Below are 16,692 nucleotides of genomic sequence, written 5' to 3' on the forward strand. Positions count from 1 at the left end.
GGGACGCAAGGCAAGTCCTTTGCCCCGACGGGCCTTTGCCTGCTGCATCGGGCACTGGTATCCAGCCTGGAGCCTGCCTATCTTGGGGGCAGCGGCCCGGCCGCCGGAGCGACCAAGCAGAGCAGAGTGCAGCAGAACAGGACAAAGGCAGGCGCGTGGTACTGACATCCCTAGCCGACAGCGCAGCCCGCCGGGTCGAGGCCCTGGGCAGCAGCCTGTCGGAGACTTTTCTGGAACCGAGCCTGAGGCTCGGCGTCACCGGTCTGGCGCGGGCGGGCAAGACCGTCTTTATCACCTCTTTGGTGGCCAATCTGATGAACCGGGGCCGCATGGTGCAGCTATCGGCGGCGCGGGATGGGCGGATCGAGACCGCCTATCTGCAACCCCAGCCCGACGACACCGTGCCGCGGTTCGACTATGAATCCCATTTGGCCGCCCTCACCGGGGCTGATCCGCATTGGCCGGACAGCACCCGCGCCGTTTCCGAACTGCGCCTCAGCCTGAAGGTGCGGCCCTCGGGGCTGCTTGCCGGGTTGCAGGGCCCCCGGGTGCTACATTTGGATATCGTGGATTATCCGGGGGAATGGCTGCTGGATCTGGCGCTGCTGGACAAGAGCTTTGATCAGTGGTCCGGCGAAGTGCTGGCCCGGATCGCAGGGCGGGAAGAGGCGCAGGGGTTCCTTGCGGCCGCAGGGGCCACCGATGCGCATGCCGCCCATGACGAGGGGCAGGCACAGGCGCTGGCGGCCTCCTTCACCGAATACCTTAACGCCGCGCGAAATGCCGGGTTCTATGACTGCACGCCGGGCCGGTTCCTGCTGCCGGGTGATCTCGCAGGCTCACCGGTGCTGACCTTTGCGCCGCTTGCCGTCGGGGAGGGCAGCCCGCCGCGTGGCAGCCTGCGGCGGGAAATGGCGCGCCGCTACGAGGCCTATAAGGCGCGGGTGGTGAAACCGTTCTTTCGCGATCACTTTTCCCGCATCGACCGTCAGGTGGTGCTGGTCGATGCGCTGGGGGCGATCCATTCCGGCCCGCCCGCCGTCGAGGATCTACGCCAGTCGATGGCGGATATCCTGGGCGCCTTCCGGCCTGGGCGCAACCGGTTCCTGACCCGGATCCTGGGCGGCAAAAGGGTGGAGAAGATCCTGTTTGCCGCCACCAAGGCGGACCATTTGCACCACGTCCAGCATCCGCAGCTGACCGCGATCATCGAGGCGCTGACCCGAGAGGCGCAGGACCGCGCCCGCTTTGCCGGGGCGGAAACGGCGGCCCTGTCGCTGGCCTCTTTGCGGACCACGACCGAGGAAATGCGCGCCCATCAGGGACAGGAGCTGCCCTGTGTGCGCGGCACACTGCTGGAGGGTGGACGGCAAGCGGCCTTTTACCCAGGCGCTTTGCCCGAGGACCCGGGCAAGCTGCTGACCCCGGCGCGGCAAGGGGCGGAGAGCTGGCTGGAGGGAGACTATCAGAGCATGGCCTTTGCGCCTGCGCCCCTGAGCCTCAGACCTGGGGATGGCCTGCCGCATATCCGGCTGGACCGGGCCGCCGAATTCCTGATCGGAGATCGTCTATGAGCCTTGAATTGCGCCCGGCGCGCCCGACGGATGCGGGCACGATTGGCGATATCCTGCACCGGTTTGCGGCAGAAACGCCCTGGATGCCAGAGCTGTATTCCGGGGCCGAGGCGATTTCCTTTTGCGGGGTGATGATCGACCGGGGCTGGGTCACCGTGGCCGAGGAAGACGCCCGGGTGCTGGGGTTTGTGGCCCGTGATGGCGCGGAAATCTGCGCCCTCTATCTGGCGCCCGAGGCGCGCGGGCAGGGCATAGGCAAACGCCTTCTGGATGCAGCCAAGGGGGCCTGCGGGCATCTGCACCTCTGGACCTTTGAGGCCAATTCCGGGGCGCAGCGGTTCTACCTGCGCGAAGGGTTTACTGAGACGGCGCGCAGCGATGGCGCGCGCAACGACGAAGGGCTGCCGGATATTTCCTATGCCTGGCGGGCCGCGAAACAGGAGGCCGCGTGATGAGCCAGGGACCCGTCGTCTTTGATCTGGAGGAAGACCAGAAACCGGCCCCCGCTGTCAGCGATGCGCCGCCGGTTCCCGATCTTGGGCCGGAGGTGCCGGGCGGGCCGCCTCCGGCTGCCATGCAGCGGGCTGCGGCGCTGGCGGCGCGGCCACCCTCGCGGCTGTCGCGCTGGTTCTGGGGCACGGTTCTGGCACTGCTCGGCGCGATGGTGTCCGTTGCGGCCTGGGACTTTGCCACCGGGCTGATTGCACGGGTGCCGGTTCTGGGCTGGGCGATCTCTGCCGCTTTGCTGCTGGCGCTGGTGCTGGCGGCGCTGATGCTGCTGCGCGAAGGGCTGGCGCTGGCGCGGCTGAAGCGGGTTGACGATCTGCGACAGGCCGCGATCCCGGCGGTGGAGGATCCTACGGCAGCGCGCGCCTATGTGGCGCGGCTGGAGCGATTTTATGGAGATCGTGCGGATCTGGCCTGGCATCGCGCGCGACTGGCGGAACGCACTCCCGAGGTGATGGATGCCGATGCCTTGATGCAGCTGGCCGAGGACGAGTTGCTGGCGCCGCTGGATGCGCGCGCCCTGCAAGAGGTCGAAGGCGCCGCGCGGCAGGTGGCGACGGTCACGGCATTGGTGCCACTGGCGCTGGCCGATGTGGTGACGGCGCTTGTTGCCTCGGTGCGGATGATCCGGCGGGTGGCGGAAATCTACGGTGGACGCTCGGGCCTCTTTGGCTCCTGGCGGCTGACGCGGGCGGTGCTGGCGCATCTGGTGGCCACCGGCGCGGTTGCGGCGGGGGATGATCTGCTGGAATCCGTGCTGGGCGGATCGGTCCTGTCGAAACTGTCACGGCGGTTCGGCGAAGGCGTGGTCAACGGTGCCCTGTCGGCGCGGGTCGGCATCGCCGCGATGGAGGTCTGCCGCCCAATGCCGTTTTCCCCGCGCCACCGCCCTTCGACCCGCAAGGTCGTGCAGCGGGCGCTGTCCGGGCTGTTCTCCCGATCCAAGGCAAAGGCGGACGCAGACCGCTAGACGCGCACCTCAGAACAGTTTGGGCGGCGCATCCTTGGGCTGGCGCATGGCGGTTACGCCGGTTCTGAAGCCTTCGCCGATCCGGTCGGCGAGCGCGCCCCAGCTTTGCGCGGTCTGCGTGGGCAGTTCGGCCTTCAGAACGCTGTGAAACAGGTCAAGCCAGAGTGGGAAATGCTCGGCCTTGATATCAGAGCGGGAGACATGCACCCGCATCGGATTGCCGTTGTAGCACTTCTCGCGCAGTATCGCGTTGCGCCAGAACCGGGCGATCTTTTCCTCGTGTTCCGGCCAGTCGGTCACATGGGCGCCGAACACGGGCCCCAGCACGGGGTGCTGCCGTATCTTGCCATAAAAAACACGCACGACCTCGTCGATCTCGGCGCCGCTGATGTCAAAGCGGCGCAGCGGGGCGTCTTGCGCGGGGGGCCTGGGCAGATCGGGGGAGGTCACGGGAGCTCCTGACTTTGGTTTCGAAGGACAGCAATAGCCGGGCCGGAGGCGCGGGAAAAGGGGGCTGATGTAGGCCGACCGAAGCCGTTTAGAAAAAAATCGTATCGGGCATGAAACTTTTTGCGCGCGGGCTTCGTGGCTGTGGGCAGAGGTTCAAACAAAGGGAGAGATACCTATGGCCCATCTGGCTTCATCCTATGCATCCTACGAGACGTTCCTGCGCGGCGCCGACGCCTTCTGGTCGGTAGACCTGGGGGCGATGAACAATTCGGGCGTCACCGGCGATGCGCTGCTGTCGGTCAATACCGAAGAGGACGGTACCCGCTATCTGAATATCTCGATCTCGGCGGCGGGGCTGACCCCGGATGTGCGCCACGCCCAGCATGTGCATGGCACCTTTGATGACGAAGGGAACCCCTCGGATGCCCGCATGCCGGTGACTGCGGATGATGCGGATCAGGACGGTTTTGTCGAGGTGCTGGAAGGGCTGGCCGCCTATGGCGACATCCTGCTGCCGCTGACCGATGGCGATGGGGTGCTGCCGATGACCCGGTCGGACGGCACGATGAATTTCATCCAGAGTTATGAGCTGGGTGACGACAGCAACTTCTTCAGCCCGGTCAGCGGCAACGACTATACTGCGGCGGATCTGATGCCGATGGAAAACCGGGAAATCGTTATTCACGGGCAAAATGTGGGGTCGGGCTTCGGCGCCGGGACAGGCGGCGAGATCAACGGATCGCAGGATGGCTATGTCGGCCTGCTGCCCGTGGCAGCGGGTGAGATCGAAGGCACCAACCGGGCGCAGGCGCTCGACATCCTTGAGGACCAGTTCCAGCGGGCTTCGGAAACCGTGCGTCTGGGCGCGGGGGACGATGTCTTTGACGGCGGCCTTGGCAATGATCGGATTTATGGTGGCAAGGGCACTGATCGGATCGATGGCGGCGCCGATGATGACTGGCTCTGGGGACGTAGCCAGAACGATGTGCTGCGCGGTGACGGTGGCGACGATCATCTTTTCGGCAACAAGGGCAGCGATCGGTTGTTCGGTGATGAGGGGGATGACCACCTGAAGGGCCACGGTGGCGGCGATGATCTGAACGGCGGCTCTGGCAATGACATGCTGAAAGGCCACCGCGGAGATGATATGCTGGAGGGCAGCGCCGGACGCGACATGCTGAAGGGTCACAGCGGCGATGATGTCCTGACCGGCGGCAATGGCCGCGACGTGCTGACCGGTGGCGCAGGCTGGGATGAGTTCGTCTATACCGATATGCGCGAAGGGCGCGACCGGATCACCGATTTCGAGGACGGGATCGACCTGATCAGCCTCAATACGCTGGGCATGGATTTTGCCGATCTCAGCATCAGCGATGCGGCGCGCGGCGCGCGGGTCGAATTCGGCAATACCTCGATCCTGCTCGAAGGCGTCATGGCGGATCAGCTGGACCAAAGCGATTTCATCTTCTGATCCCTGCTGTTGAGGGCAGAACAACGACGGGGTGCGGTCTTCTTTTTGAGGGCTGCGCCCCTTTATCCGGCGCGATAGGGTAGCGTAAATGCCCTGCCCGGAGACCCCGCAATGACAGACCACGGCCACAGCCCGCAGGAGATCAAGGACCGGATCGGCGCACCGCCGGGGCGGGGGGTGCTGCGCGATGTGGTTTATGGCGGCATCGACGGATCCGTCACCACCTTTGCCATCGTGGCGGGGGTGGCGGGCGCGGGGCTGTCGCCCTTTGTGATTGTGGCGCTGGGGCTGGCCAATGTGCTGGCCGATGGGTTCTCCATGGCGGCAGGCAACTATTCCGGCACCAAGGCTGAACTGGACGACGCCCGCCGACTGCGCCAGGTCGAGAACCATCATATCGATCACTACCCGGATGGAGAGCGCGAGGAGGTCCGAGAGATCCTGCGGCTCAAGGGTTTGAGCGGTCGCGTGCTGGACGAGGCCACCGACGAGATCTGCAAGAACCGCGAAACCTGGGTCGATCTGATGATCGAGGGCGAATACGGGCTTGCCGGGGTCGACCCGCACCCGATGAAGGCCGCCATTGCCACATTCGTGGCCTTTCTGGTGGCGGGCATGGTGCCGCTGCTGCCGTTTCTGTTTGGCCTCTCCAATGCCTTTACCGTGTCGTCCTGGATGACCATGGGCTGTTTCTTTGCCATTGGCGCCCTCAAAAGCCGCTGGTCGCTGGCGCCCTGGTGGCGCTCGGGCGGGGAAACGCTGGTGATCGGCGGCGCGGCGGCGGCCATGGCCTATGGTGTGGGGCTGATGTTCCACGCTTGATGCACGGCGCCTGACCGGCCCCAAATTGTTTCGCGTGCGAAACGGTTTAAAACCCTGTCAGGTTATCCTGACATTCCATTTTTTTGGCGGGCTGAGGCCCCGCAACGGGGGCCGCAGAACCTGTGCTTCTGACGGATCCGCAGCGCGGATCACTTGACCTGGATTTTTGGAGGGTAGCCGTAGAGGTCCAGAGACTTGTCGCGTTCACTGGACATTCCGGCCAGCACAGCCGCCCCCAGCAGACCACCACCCCAAAGAACCTGCGCGGCGGCATTTTCCTGGGCCTTGAGCTTGGTGAGGTTCGTCACCTCTATGGTTTGAGTGACAGTCTTTTTGCCATCTGTGCAGGCGATCGTCATCGGCGGTGTGGCGCGACCAAAGCTGGGCAGGTTCACCTTGCCCGGAACCCGCAGAGCGCCTGAAAAGGCGGAGCTGGTCAGTGTACAGTCCGCTTGGGTCATGGGGGGATTGGCTTCGTTCAACTCGTTTTGCGCAAAGCTGATCCGGGTCTGTGTCGCCGTTTGCAATGGCAGCCTTTTCCCGGCCGCGGTCAGCGAGATATTCTTTGAGACAGGCAGCTGTTCTGCGGTTTGCAGCCTGCTGGCGTAGGTTTCGCTGGGGGATTCTGCTGTGTCGCAAGCCGAAAGCGTGACGCTGGCGGCAATCAACGTGGGTAGAATGTAGGTTTTCACTAAAAAGTGTCCTGTGTTGTGTTTTTTTAATTGATTATTCCTCCGTAAATACAGCGCATGGGTGTGCCCGGCAACTGTTGACGCGCAAGAATGTTGCACAGCAGCGCAGGGTGTCGCGACGTTGTGTGCTTTACCCTCCTGATGCAGCGCCCTATAAGGCCCGCATGTCCCACCGTGCGGCCATCATTATTCGAATTACGTACCCGGCGCTCTGATCCGAACACGGAATCCTAAGAGCTGCCGGGCAAAGGTGCTTGAGCCATCGCACCGAACCGAATATCCCACAGATAATCCTGACGACGACCAGCTATTCAAAGGACGCCACCGATGTGCGCCGACACGCCTCAGACCCCCGACTATAAGAACACCCTGAACCTGCCCAAGACCGATTTCCCCATGCGCGCGGGCCTGCCCAAGCGGGAACCCGCATGGCTGGAGCGCTGGGCAAAGATCGGTGTCTATGACCGGCTGCGCGAAAACAACGAAGGCCGCGAGCCGTTCACGCTGCATGACGGCCCACCCTATGCCAACGGCCACCTGCACATCGGTCACGCGCTGAACAAGACCATCAAGGACATGATCGTGCGCTCGCACCAGATGATGGGCTATGATGCGCGTTACGTGCCGGGCTGGGACTGCCACGGTCTGCCGATCGAATGGAAGATCGAGGAACAGTACCGCAAGAAGGGCAAGAACAAGGACGCGGTGCCGGTCATCGAGTTCCGCCAGGAGTGCCGCGCCTTTGCCGATGAATGGGTCGATATCCAGCGGGAAGAGTTCAAGCGTCTTGGCATCACCGGCAACTGGGCCAATCCGTATCTCACCATGGATTACCATGCCGAGGCGGTGATCGCGGGCGAATTTCAGAAGTTCCTGATGAACGGCACGCTCTATCAGGGATCAAAACCCGTGATGTGGTCGCCGGTGGAAAAAACCGCACTGGCCGAGGCCGAGGTGGAATACCACGACAAGGAAAGCTTCACCATCTGGGTGAAGTTCAAGGTGGCCGAGCCTGCGGATCACAAACTGGCAGGTGCCTATGTGGTGATCTGGACCACCACCCCCTGGACCATGCCCTCGAACAAGGCCGTGGTTTACGGCGAAGACATTGCCTATGGCCTTTATGAGGTGACCGGCACGCCAGAGGAATCCTGGGTCAAGGTGGGCGACAAATACGTTCTGGCCGATAACCTGGCCGCCGACGTCATGAAGCGCGCGCGGCTGGAGGAAGACCAGTATACCCGCGTTGCCGATGTACCGGTGGCCGATCTCGAAGGCATCGGCCTGACCCACCCCCTCGCAGGTGCCGAAGGCTCCAACGGCGAATGGGACGACATCCGCGATTTCCGCGCGGCCGATTTCGTCACCGACACCGAAGGCACCGGTTTCGTGCATTGCGCGCCCAGCCACGGGATGGAGGAATTCGAACTCTACCGTGACCTTGGCATGCTGAAGCAGGTCATCACCTACAACGTGATGGACGACGGTTCCTTCCGTGCCGATCTGCCGTTCTTTGGCGGCAAATACATCCTGAACCGCAAAGGCGGCGAGGGCGATGCCAACAAGACCGTCATCGACAAGCTGGTCGAGGTCGGCGGGCTGATGGCGCGTGGCAAGATCAAGCACAGCTATCCGCATTCCTGGCGCTCCAAGGCGCCGATCATCTATCGCAACACGCCGCAATGGTTTGCAGCCGTGGACAAAGAACTGGGCGACGGGCTCGATACCTATGGCAAGACCATCCGCGAGCGGGCGCTGACCTCGATCGACCAACTGGTGAAATGGACGCCGCAGACCGGGCGCAATCGTCTCTATTCGATGATCGAAGCGCGCCCTGACTGGGTGCTGTCGCGCCAGCGCGCCTGGGGTGTGCCGCTGACCTGCTTTACCAAGAAGGGCGCCCTGCCCACCGACGATGATTTCCTGCTGCGCAACGATGAGGTCAACGCCCGTATCGTCGCCGCCTTTGACGAAAAGGGCGCCGATGTCTGGTACGAGGACGGCTTCAAGGCGCAGGTGCTGGACGGTATCGTTGATCCCGACGCCTATGATCAGGTCTTTGACGTTCTCGACGTTTGGTTCGATTCCGGCTCCACCCATGCCTTCGTGCTGCGTGACCGCGAAGATGGCACCGAGGACGGTATCGCCGATGTCTATATGGAAGGCACCGACCAGCACCGTGGCTGGTTCCACTCCTCCCTGCTGGAGGCCTGTGGCACCCTGGGCCGCGCGCCTTACCGCAACGTGGTGACCCACGGCTTCACGCTGGATGAGAAGGGCATGAAGATGTCCAAATCGCTGGGCAACACCATCGTGCCGGAAAAGGTCGTACAGCAATACGGCGCCGACATCCTGCGTCTGTGGGTGGCCCAGACCGATTACACCGCCGACCAGCGGATCGGTCCGGAGATCCTGAAAGGCACCGCCGACAGCTACCGCCGTTTGCGCAACACCATGCGGTACATGCTGGGCAGCCTTGGCGATTTCACCGAGGACCAGCGCGTTGATCCCGCCGATATGCCCGAGCTGGAGCAATGGGTGCTGCACCGTCTTGCAGAACTGGATCACAAGGTGCGCTCCGGCTATGCCGCCTTCGACTTCCAGGGCGTGTTCTCCGCGGTCTTCACCTTTGCCACCGTGGATCTGTCGGCCTTCTATTTCGACGTGCGCAAGGATGCGCTCTATTGCGATGGCGATACGCTGAATGCCCGCGCCGCGCGCACCGTTCTGGACATCCTGTTCCACCGCCTGACCACCTGGCTGGCGCCGATCCTGGTCTTCACCATGGAAGAAGTCTGGCTGGAACGCTTCCCGGGCGAGGACAGCTCGGTGCATCTGGTGGACATCCCCGAAACCCCGGCCGACTGGCTGAACGAGCCGCTGGCCGCGAAATGGGCCGCGATCCGTCAGGCCCGTCGGGTGGTGACCTCGGCGCTGGAAATCCAGCGTACCGACAAGGTGATCGGTGCCTCGCTTGAAGCCGCGCCGGTGGTGCATCTGCGCGACCCGGAGGTTCTGGAGGCGCTGAAATCGGTGAATTTTGCCGATATCTGCATCACTTCGGATGTGGTTTTGACCGGCGATCCGGCCCCAGCCGAAGCCTTCCGCATGCCAGAGATCGACGGCATCTCGGTTGTGTTTGAAAAGGCAGAAGGCGAGAAATGCCAGCGCTGCTGGAAGATCCTGCCGGATGTGGGCACCCATGCCCATGCCGGTGTCTGTGGTCGCTGCGACAGCGCGCTGAGCTAAGACTTACCGCCTCCTTTTGCGGGGGCGGGTCCAAAACAGATTGCGCCGCCGTTGCCTGTTGAGGGCAGCGGCGGCGCTTTTTCGTCGGACATCCGGGTCTTCGGAAAGGGGGTAGGCGAGCGGGAATCAGGCAGCAACGACCTTTTGCGCCGCCTTGTAATTGGCGCAGGCGTTGATGACGTTCATCGGCAGCGGCCCAACCGGGTGGCCGGCCAGCAGCGCAATATACTGCCGCCACAGTGCCTTGGCAGCGGCGGAAATCTCGGATTGGGCACCGTAGGCAGAGCCTGTCACGCGTTCGCGGCGCATGTCGTCCTGCGCCTTTTCCCAGGGTGATGCATCCGGTTGCCCCGGCATCTGCTGCGCGTCGCGTACCACCAGGGACGGCTTGGCCGGACCAGTAAAGACCGAGTTCACACTGCTATTCTGCATCTTTGGCGAATTTTGCAGGGCCTCTTCGCGCTGCTGGCGGAAGGCCAGACCTTGCTGGCTGCCATCGACCTGTTCGGTCGCGGCTTGAACCTTTTCCTTCTCGGGCAATGCTTTCAGGCGATAGGCCGATTGTTCGGAGAGGCCCATCTTTTCGGACAGGCTGGTGTTCTCCTTTTCAGCCTGCACTGGGCCGACCATGACCGGCTGATTGGCTGACCAGCTTTGTTTCCAGGCCAGGTTGGCCGCATCCAGTCGAATCATGTCCTTGTTCCCACCTTTACTTTACCGAGACGTGCAGCTGGTCTGTCCTGTCATTGCTCCTCCAGGTGGCCGAAAGGCTGTCCGTGGCAGAGGCCGGGATATTGCAGCACGACGCAGGCACCCCGCTCTGCGTGCCTTCATTAATACATATTAATTAAACTGCTTGGCACCTGCCCGCTTGGGCAGGGGAGAGCGGCAGAGGGATAAGGCACCTATACCAAAGTGCGCATTTCGCACCTTGAGCGGCTCGCCCGGGCTTGCGGCCCGCTTCGGCCCGCCGCAGGGTGGGAATGCCCAAAGTGAACAACCGCAAGAGGATGGAACGCATGCAGCAGCCGAGCGCGCATCTGAAAACCCCGGTCGGGCGGGTGGTCGTGACCGCGCAGGATGGGGCGATCACCCGGCTGCGCTGGCAGGAAACTCCCGCAGAACCTGCGCAGGCGCCTGCCGGAGATGCCGCAACGGAGGAGGTGCTGAGCCGGGCAGTGGCGCAGCTGCGTGCCTATTTCTCGGGAGAGTTAGAGGCCTTCAGCCTGCCGCTGGATGTGGCAGGGTCCGCCTATCAGCAGGCGGTTTGCGCGGAAATCGCCGCCATTCCCTTTGGCGAGACGCGCACCTACGGTCAGCTGGCGCAGACTCTTGGCAGTTCGGCGCAGGCGGTAGGCAATGCTTGCGGCGCCAATCCCATTCCGATCATCATCCCCTGTCATCGGGTGCTGGGTGGCAGCGGGCTTGGCGGGTTTTCTGGGCAGGGTGGGGTCGAAACAAAAGTATCCCTGCTGCGCCATGAGGGCGCGGCAGGGTTGCTGATCTGAGATCCTAAGATTTGTCCGTCAGGCGAGACGCGTGAAACGCTGTTCAGGAAAATAGTGCTTTCGCCTTGTCATACTCTGACATGGCGCCGGTGCCGGTTGGGGCAGGATCGCCTGCGGCCAGACCCAGAACAACGGTTTCCATATCTGCGCCGCTGGTCTCTGCCAGGCTGGTGTCCACCTGCGCGGGCTCTGCCTCTTCGGGGACCTCAAGCGGGCTGACCGTGACCTCGGTCGCCGGATCAAGCGGGCTGACCGTGACCTCGGTCGCCGGATCGCTGTCGCTCACATTGCTTACCGAAACGGTGATCTCGCCCGCTTCATTGGTTTCAAACAGGGCCACAAGGCCGCCGTGTTCGCCGTTCTCGAAGTTAATCCTGATCTCACCGCCGCCGGTGCCGCTGTCTGTCGCGACATTCAGCCCGCCGTCCTCGCGGGTGACCTCGATGTCGAATGCGCCGCCGAGGTCTTCAATCCGGATGGAAATTTCGCCAAAGCTGCCGCTCAGCACCGCATTGACACCCTTGGGCGATGTGGTTTCTGCCGGAGGCTCTGCGGGCGTTTCAGCGGCCTGCTTGGCGCGCCAGCCCCAGGCCTTGGCATGATCGGGCGGACCAACGCGGTCCGGCTGGTCCGATTGTCCGGGCGGGGTGAACTGCCGGGGCGCAGAGTGGGCGTGATGGGCGGATGACAGGCCGCCGGGGGCATGGATCGAATTCATGGTATGATCTCCTGAACGATTGGAACGCACCCCCGGTGCAAAGGATGCTCCATCGATCTTGACGATCAGAATTTAAGGCAGGCTTACCCAAGGGAAGCCATAGTGCCTCGCATTTGAGACGGCTTTGAGACGCATTCAGAAGCTACTGGTTTCAGGCCGGTTTTGTCGCACGTGGTTGCGTCGGCAGCAGGCTCAGGCGCGTTTGGGCGGGAAGATCTGCTGCACGATCCCGACGAAAAGCAGGTAGACCGAGGTCACGATCAGCCCCCAGTGGGCCCAGCTTTCGGGATGGAAATCGATCCAGGCCGCATAGCCTGCCAACGCGGTCCAGACCAGCGCCACCGGCAGCGAAATGCGGCGCCAGCGCTGGGTGCGGACCGGATGAATGAACTTCAGCGGCAGGAACATCGCGATGGAGAGCAACGTCACCAGCGCCAGGCTGGTCCAGTGGCTCGGCTCCAGCGCAAAGATCACCAGCACCAGCATGTTCCAGCAGCCGGGGAAGCCGGAAAAGGAGTTGTCCTTTGTCTTCATCCGGGTGTCAGCAAAATACATCGCGCTGGCAAAGGTGATGACGATAATGGCGAACCAGCCGGTCCAGCCTGCCATCAGCCCGGATTTAAACAGGGCAAAAGCCGGGATGAAGACATAGGTCAGGTAATCGATGATTAGATCCAGCAGGACCCCGTCAAACTGCGGCGCGTAGCGTTTTACGTGATAATGCCGCGCCAGCGGGCCATCCACACCGTCCACCGCAAAGGCGACCACCAGCCACAGGAACATCAGGCTCCACTTGGCATCGGCGGCCGCCAGCATTGCCAGAATGGCAAAGACGGCGCCGGTGGCGGTCAGAAGATGAACGAGAATGGCGCGGATCTGAGGTTTCATTCACCCGTGATGGCGAATTTGCCCTCGGCCCGCAAGGGTTCAGTGCAGCGTTTTGCTGATATGGGGCGCGTTTTCCACGGCCGCATCAAAGGCGGCACCATCATCGGACATATACAGCATTTCCCTTGCGACGCCGGGGATGGAGCCGGGGAAGGGCCAATGGGAAACAGGAATGGAGCGGGGGAGGCGGATCTGAGAGACGGGCGCCGCCGGTGCAGCGGGAGCCTGGCCAAAACAGAAATGGGGGTCGTGGTACATCGGGCATCCTTTCTGGAGCGGGTTTGCCCCTATCAACTCTGAACGCGGTTAAGGAGAGGTTGTCGGCAGGCTTCGGAATATATTGAATTTTATTTATTCCGCGCGCTGGAATGCCTGTCTCACCCGGTGGGGTGCCACCTGAGCGTTTTGCTTTCTGATGACTGCATGTCTAATGTGCTGGCCAGATATGCTCCGGCACGGGGAGCGTCTGAAGGGGGAGCGTGATGCCAGACCAGAGCGCACATTGGAACGCTGTCTATGAGAGCAAGGCGCCGACGAGCGTCAGCTGGTATCAGGCGTATCCCAAGGCTTCGCTGAAGGCTATTGACCTGATCGGCGCGCAGGATCAGCCGTTTCTGGACGTCGGGGGAGGAGCTTCGGATCTGGCGGCGGTTCTGCTGGAACGTGGCTGGCGGGATCTGACGGTTCTGGATATCTCCGACGCTGCTTTGGCGGTGCAGGCACAGCGGCTGGGAGACCGGGCGCAGGAGGTCGTGCGCATCGCCGCCAATATCACCGAATGGGTGCCGCCGCGCGCCTATGGGATCTGGCACGATCGGGCGGTGTTCCACTTTCTGACCAACGCGGCCGACCGTGCCGCCTATGTGGCTGCTTTGCGGGTTGGGGTGCGTCCCGATGGACATGTGATCCTTGCAACCTTTGCGCCGGACGGGCCGGAGACATGCAGCGGCTTGCCGGTGCGCAGATATTCCGCCGAAGGGCTGGCGCAGGAGCTGGGGGACGCGTTCACCCTGTTGCACCACTGGCGAGAAGTACACCAGACACCGGGCGGCGCCGAGCAACCTTTTACCTGGGCTGTCTTCCAGCGACGCTGAGGGGCCTTTCGGTCTGAGATCAGGCCTTGGGATGGGCGCGGTTGTAGACTTCCATCAGATGCGCCGTATCCACCGCCGTGTAAGCCTGCGTGGTGGAAAGCGAGGCATGGCCCAGAAGCTCCTGAATGGCGCGCAGATCTCCTCCGGCCTCCAGCAGGTGAGTGGCAAAACTGTGCCGCAGCGCATGCGGCGTGGCCGAGGCAGGCAGGCCCAGCTGGGCGCGGGTTCTGGTCATGACCCCCTGGATCTGGCGGGGGTTGAGCGCTCCACCGCGCTGGCCGCGAAACAGCGGTGCGTCCTGCATCTGCGGATGCGGGCAGAGGTCCAGATAGCGATCCACCGCATCGCGGGCGGCGGCGATCACCGGCACCACCCGTTCCTTTTCGCCCTTGCCCTTGATCCGCAGGACCTGTGGCAGCGGCGCATCGCCGCCGGTGAGGCTGAGCGCCTCGGAAATGCGCAAGCCGCAGCCGTAAAGCAGAGTCACGACCGCAACATCGCGGGCGGCGACCCAGTCGCTGGTGGATTGCAGTTCGACCGTCTCGATGACGGCGCGGGCGGCGTCCTGCGCCAGCGGGCGGGGCAGCTTTTTCTGGAACTTCGGTGCCCGCACCGCAAGAACCGCGGTGGGCTCGAACCCTTCGCGTGTCGCCAACCAGCGATAGAAGCTTTTGACCGAGGAGAGTTTGCGTGCCAGCGAGCGTGAACCGGTGCCCGCGCTGCGCTCGGAGGCCATCCAGGCGCGCATGTCGGCGGTAGAGATCTGCGCCAGCGCCCCCAGCCCTTGTGGGCCGCCGGTATGGCTGCTCATGAAGGCGAGGAAGCTGGTGACATCGCCCTGATAGGCGGTGATCGTATTGGCCGAGGCGCCCCCCAGCGCGGCAAGCCCCTCCAGCCAGTGCTGCAGGGCGTCGCGGCAGGCCGGGGAAATCAGGCTCATGACAGCCAGCGGCGCATGGTCCGTTCAAAGACGCCCGCGAAGAAGCCGAGAAGGTCGGTGCCCTGCTGCGGCGAGAACTGATGCGGATCCTCAGAGCCGAGCACCAGCATGCCGGGCAGGCGGCCGCTGCCCAGATCCAGCTTCAGGCAAGCTTCGGAGCGGATCCACTCCGCCTTGCCGCCATAGATCCGGGCGCTGCCGGTCTGCAGCTGGCGCAGGGTAACCTGACGGTCCGGCCCGCCGCGCCCGCCTGCAGCGGCGTAGTCGGCGACATAGCCGGGCGAGACGATTTTCAGCACATCGCCGATACGTTCGGCGGCGGCGCTGCCGTCCTCCTGCCGGGTTTCCAGCACCAGCGCCAGCGCATCGACGCGCAGGATTTCGGCCATCTCCTGATTGAGGCTGGCCAGGAAATCGGTGAAATCGGTGGGGTCCAGCAGGCGCAGCACCGCGCGGTGGATCTGGTTGGTGCCGGACAGGTTTTCATAGGCTGCGGCGATTACTGAACGGTGCGTATCCTCCAGCCGATCCAGCCGCGCCTCCAGCCGCTCCATGGCGATGCCGCGCAGATCCACGATATTCGAGCCCATCGCGCGTTCATTGGCGCTGACGAGGGCGTTCATCAGATTCTGATCCTCCAGGATCGCGTCTGGTTTTTCCAGAATCGCGGCGCGCAGGGCGTCGTCGAGTTTGGCGGTATTGCTGCTCATGTTCGAACCTCTTTGGGGTCTTTTGACCGGGTTATAACATGGGTTTTGGGCGATGCGGGTGAAAAATGTGTCTCTGGTGGGAAAACGCCGAAGCTCCGCATCAAGGGTATCGGGAGGCTCCCGCCCACTGCGGGGCCGCCATGGGCGGCCTCCTCGCTGGTTGGGCCGGGCGCCGGGCCGTTGCCCGGCGCGGCGGTCCTGGCGGACCTTTTGAGGTTTGCTGCGAAGCGTTTGAGGGGGCGCTCTGCCCCCTCAAAGCGCCCTGTCGATTGTGTTTTGAAAGGCGCCGCATCAAGGGTGGATCGCGCGGGGCGCGACCGCTGCGCGGCCCTTGACCCGGCGGTTTGCGCCGGACCAGAAAACGCCAAGAAAAAAGCGCCCCGGGATGGGGCGCCTTTGGGTCGTTGGATTATTGGCCCCGGATCAGAGGATCTTGATGCCTGCGTCCTTGATGTCGGCGAGGAAGGCATCAAGCCCCTTGTCGGTGAGCGGGTGGTTCACCATGGATTTGATCACGGCAGGGGGTGCGGTGATCACGTCGGCGCCGATGCGAGCAGAGTCCAGTACGTGGTTCACGGTGCGGATCGAGGCGGCGAGGATCTCGGTCTCGAACCCGTAGTTGTCGTAGATGGTGCGGATATCCTCGATCAGCTCCATGCCATCGAGGTTGATGTCATCCAGACGCCCGATGAAGGGAGAGATGAAGCTGGCACCGGCCTTGGCCGCCAGAAGCGCCTGATTGGCGGAGAAGCACAGCGTCACGTTGACCATATTTCCGTCGTCGCTGAGCACCTTGCAGGCCTTGAGGCCATCCCAGGTCAGCGGCACCTTGACGGCGATATTCTCGGCGATTTCGACCAGCTTGCGGCCTTCGGCGATCATGGTTTCGGCATCGGTGGCGGTGACTTCGGCGGAAACGGGACCGTCGACCAGATCGCAGATTTCCTTGGTGACTTCGATGATGTCACGGCCGGATTTCTTGATCAGCGAGGGGTTGGTGGTGACGCCATCCACCATGCCAAGGTCATTGAGTTCGGCAATGGCATCGATTTCGGCGGTATCTACGAAGAATTTCATATCCGGGAATCCTTTGGCGTGG

At 63.2% G+C, this 16,692-nt stretch carries 17 protein-coding genes; 8 read left to right on the top strand and 9 right to left on the bottom strand.

Going from position 1 to position 16,692, the window contains the following annotated elements; translation table 11 throughout:
- Positions 1 to 155: 155 nt before the first annotated feature.
- From JL2886_RS14405 to JL2886_RS14415, 3 genes are read left to right on the top strand one after another with little or no spacing between them, the layout of a single operon-like run.
- Positions 156 to 1,574, top strand: a complete 1,419-nt coding sequence (locus tag JL2886_RS14405) for a YcjX family protein (protein ID WP_065272644.1) — start codon at positions 156 to 158, stop codon at positions 1,572 to 1,574.
- Positions 1,571 to 2,026 (top strand): GNAT family N-acetyltransferase, encoded by a 456-nt coding sequence (locus JL2886_RS14410; protein ID WP_065272645.1) that lies wholly within the window; start codon positions 1,571 to 1,573, stop codon positions 2,024 to 2,026. Before JL2886_RS14405 ends, JL2886_RS14410 begins: the two co-directional genes overlap by 4 nt.
- Positions 2,026 to 3,051, top strand: coding sequence for a YcjF family protein (locus tag JL2886_RS14415; RefSeq protein WP_065272646.1), 1,026 nt, complete (start codon positions 2,026 to 2,028; stop codon positions 3,049 to 3,051). Before JL2886_RS14410 ends, JL2886_RS14415 begins: the two co-directional genes overlap by 1 nt.
- A gap of 9 nt (positions 3,052 to 3,060) precedes the next feature.
- On the opposite strand, the gene JL2886_RS14420 is transcribed toward JL2886_RS14415, so the two are convergent.
- Positions 3,061 to 3,501: a group III truncated hemoglobin gene (locus JL2886_RS14420; protein WP_237028379.1), complete on the bottom strand. Its 441-nt coding sequence runs from the start codon at positions 3,499 to 3,501 to the stop codon at positions 3,061 to 3,063.
- Positions 3,502 to 3,676: 175 nt separating this feature from the next.
- Here JL2886_RS14420 and JL2886_RS14425 point away from each other — a divergent pair, with 175 nt between their 5' ends.
- Together JL2886_RS14425 and JL2886_RS14430 are read left to right on the top strand one after the other, a co-directional pair.
- The gene (locus JL2886_RS14425) at positions 3,677 to 4,972 is read left to right on the top strand and encodes a calcium-binding protein (protein ID WP_065272647.1); all 1,296 of its coding nucleotides are present in this window, start codon (positions 3,677 to 3,679) and stop codon (positions 4,970 to 4,972) included.
- A 111-nt stretch (positions 4,973 to 5,083) separates the two neighbouring features.
- On the top strand, positions 5,084 to 5,794 hold the full coding sequence (locus tag JL2886_RS14430; protein ID WP_065272648.1) for a VIT1/CCC1 transporter family protein: 711 nt from the start codon (positions 5,084 to 5,086) through the stop codon (positions 5,792 to 5,794).
- 149 nt (positions 5,795 to 5,943) lie between these two features.
- Here JL2886_RS14430 and JL2886_RS14435 read toward each other — a convergent pair whose 3' ends face one another.
- Complete coding sequence (locus JL2886_RS14435; RefSeq protein ID WP_133245353.1) at positions 5,944 to 6,486, bottom strand: hypothetical protein; 543 nt, start codon at positions 6,484 to 6,486, stop codon at positions 5,944 to 5,946.
- A gap of 327 nt (positions 6,487 to 6,813) precedes the next feature.
- On the opposite strand from JL2886_RS14435, the gene ileS reads away from it, so the two are divergent.
- Positions 6,814 to 9,735 carry an isoleucine--tRNA ligase gene (ileS, locus tag JL2886_RS14440; RefSeq protein ID WP_065272650.1) on the top strand — a complete coding sequence of 974 codons (2,922 nt, stop codon included), beginning with the start codon at positions 6,814 to 6,816 and terminating at the stop codon, positions 9,733 to 9,735.
- 126 nt (positions 9,736 to 9,861) lie between these two features.
- On the opposite strand, the gene JL2886_RS14445 is transcribed toward ileS, so the two are convergent.
- Complete coding sequence (locus JL2886_RS14445; protein ID WP_065272651.1) at positions 9,862 to 10,428, bottom strand: hypothetical protein; 567 nt, start codon at positions 10,426 to 10,428, stop codon at positions 9,862 to 9,864.
- A 326-nt stretch (positions 10,429 to 10,754) separates the two neighbouring features.
- Between JL2886_RS14445 and JL2886_RS14450 the strand changes: the two genes are divergently transcribed.
- Positions 10,755 to 11,243: a methylated-DNA--[protein]-cysteine S-methyltransferase gene (locus tag JL2886_RS14450; protein WP_065273722.1), complete on the top strand. Its 489-nt coding sequence runs from the start codon at positions 10,755 to 10,757 to the stop codon at positions 11,241 to 11,243.
- A gap of 43 nt (positions 11,244 to 11,286) precedes the next feature.
- Here JL2886_RS14450 and JL2886_RS14455 read toward each other — a convergent pair whose 3' ends face one another.
- The 3 genes from JL2886_RS14455 to JL2886_RS19495 all read right to left on the bottom strand — a co-directional run bounded on the left by JL2886_RS14455 (position 11,287) and on the right by JL2886_RS19495 (position 13,107).
- Entirely contained in the window at positions 11,287 to 11,961 is a 675-nt protein-coding gene (locus JL2886_RS14455; protein ID WP_065272652.1) for a hypothetical protein, read from the bottom strand.
- A gap of 192 nt (positions 11,962 to 12,153) precedes the next feature.
- Positions 12,154 to 12,849, bottom strand: a complete 696-nt coding sequence (locus JL2886_RS14460; RefSeq protein ID WP_065272653.1) for a CDP-alcohol phosphatidyltransferase family protein — start codon at positions 12,847 to 12,849, stop codon at positions 12,154 to 12,156.
- Positions 12,850 to 12,888: 39 nt separating this feature from the next.
- Positions 12,889 to 13,107, bottom strand: a complete 219-nt coding sequence (locus JL2886_RS19495) for a hypothetical protein (RefSeq protein ID WP_133245352.1) — start codon at positions 13,105 to 13,107, stop codon at positions 12,889 to 12,891.
- Between the two features lie 224 nt (positions 13,108 to 13,331).
- Here JL2886_RS19495 and JL2886_RS14465 point away from each other — a divergent pair, with 224 nt between their 5' ends.
- Positions 13,332 to 13,943, top strand: coding sequence for a class I SAM-dependent methyltransferase (locus JL2886_RS14465; RefSeq protein ID WP_065272654.1), 612 nt, complete (start codon positions 13,332 to 13,334; stop codon positions 13,941 to 13,943).
- Positions 13,944 to 13,962: 19 nt separating this feature from the next.
- On the opposite strand, the gene JL2886_RS14470 is transcribed toward JL2886_RS14465, so the two are convergent.
- The 3 genes from JL2886_RS14470 to fsa all read right to left on the bottom strand — a co-directional run bounded on the left by JL2886_RS14470 (position 13,963) and on the right by fsa (position 16,670).
- A complete protein-coding gene (locus JL2886_RS14470; protein WP_065272655.1) occupies positions 13,963 to 14,883 on the bottom strand; it encodes a tyrosine recombinase XerC in 921 nt (306 codons plus the stop codon).
- A complete protein-coding gene (locus JL2886_RS14475; RefSeq protein ID WP_065272656.1) occupies positions 14,880 to 15,593 on the bottom strand; it encodes a DUF484 family protein in 714 nt (237 codons plus the stop codon). Before JL2886_RS14475 ends, JL2886_RS14470 begins: the two co-directional genes overlap by 4 nt.
- Positions 15,594 to 16,016: 423 nt before the next feature.
- Positions 16,017 to 16,670 (bottom strand): fructose-6-phosphate aldolase, encoded by a 654-nt coding sequence (fsa, locus tag JL2886_RS14480; RefSeq protein ID WP_065272657.1) that lies wholly within the window; start codon positions 16,668 to 16,670, stop codon positions 16,017 to 16,019.
- Positions 16,671 to 16,692: the final 22 nt, after the last annotated feature.

The organism is Phaeobacter gallaeciensis (genome assembly GCF_001678945.1).
In the GTDB taxonomy this organism is placed as follows: Bacteria; Pseudomonadota; Alphaproteobacteria; order Rhodobacterales; family Rhodobacteraceae; genus Phycobacter; species Phycobacter gallaeciensis_A.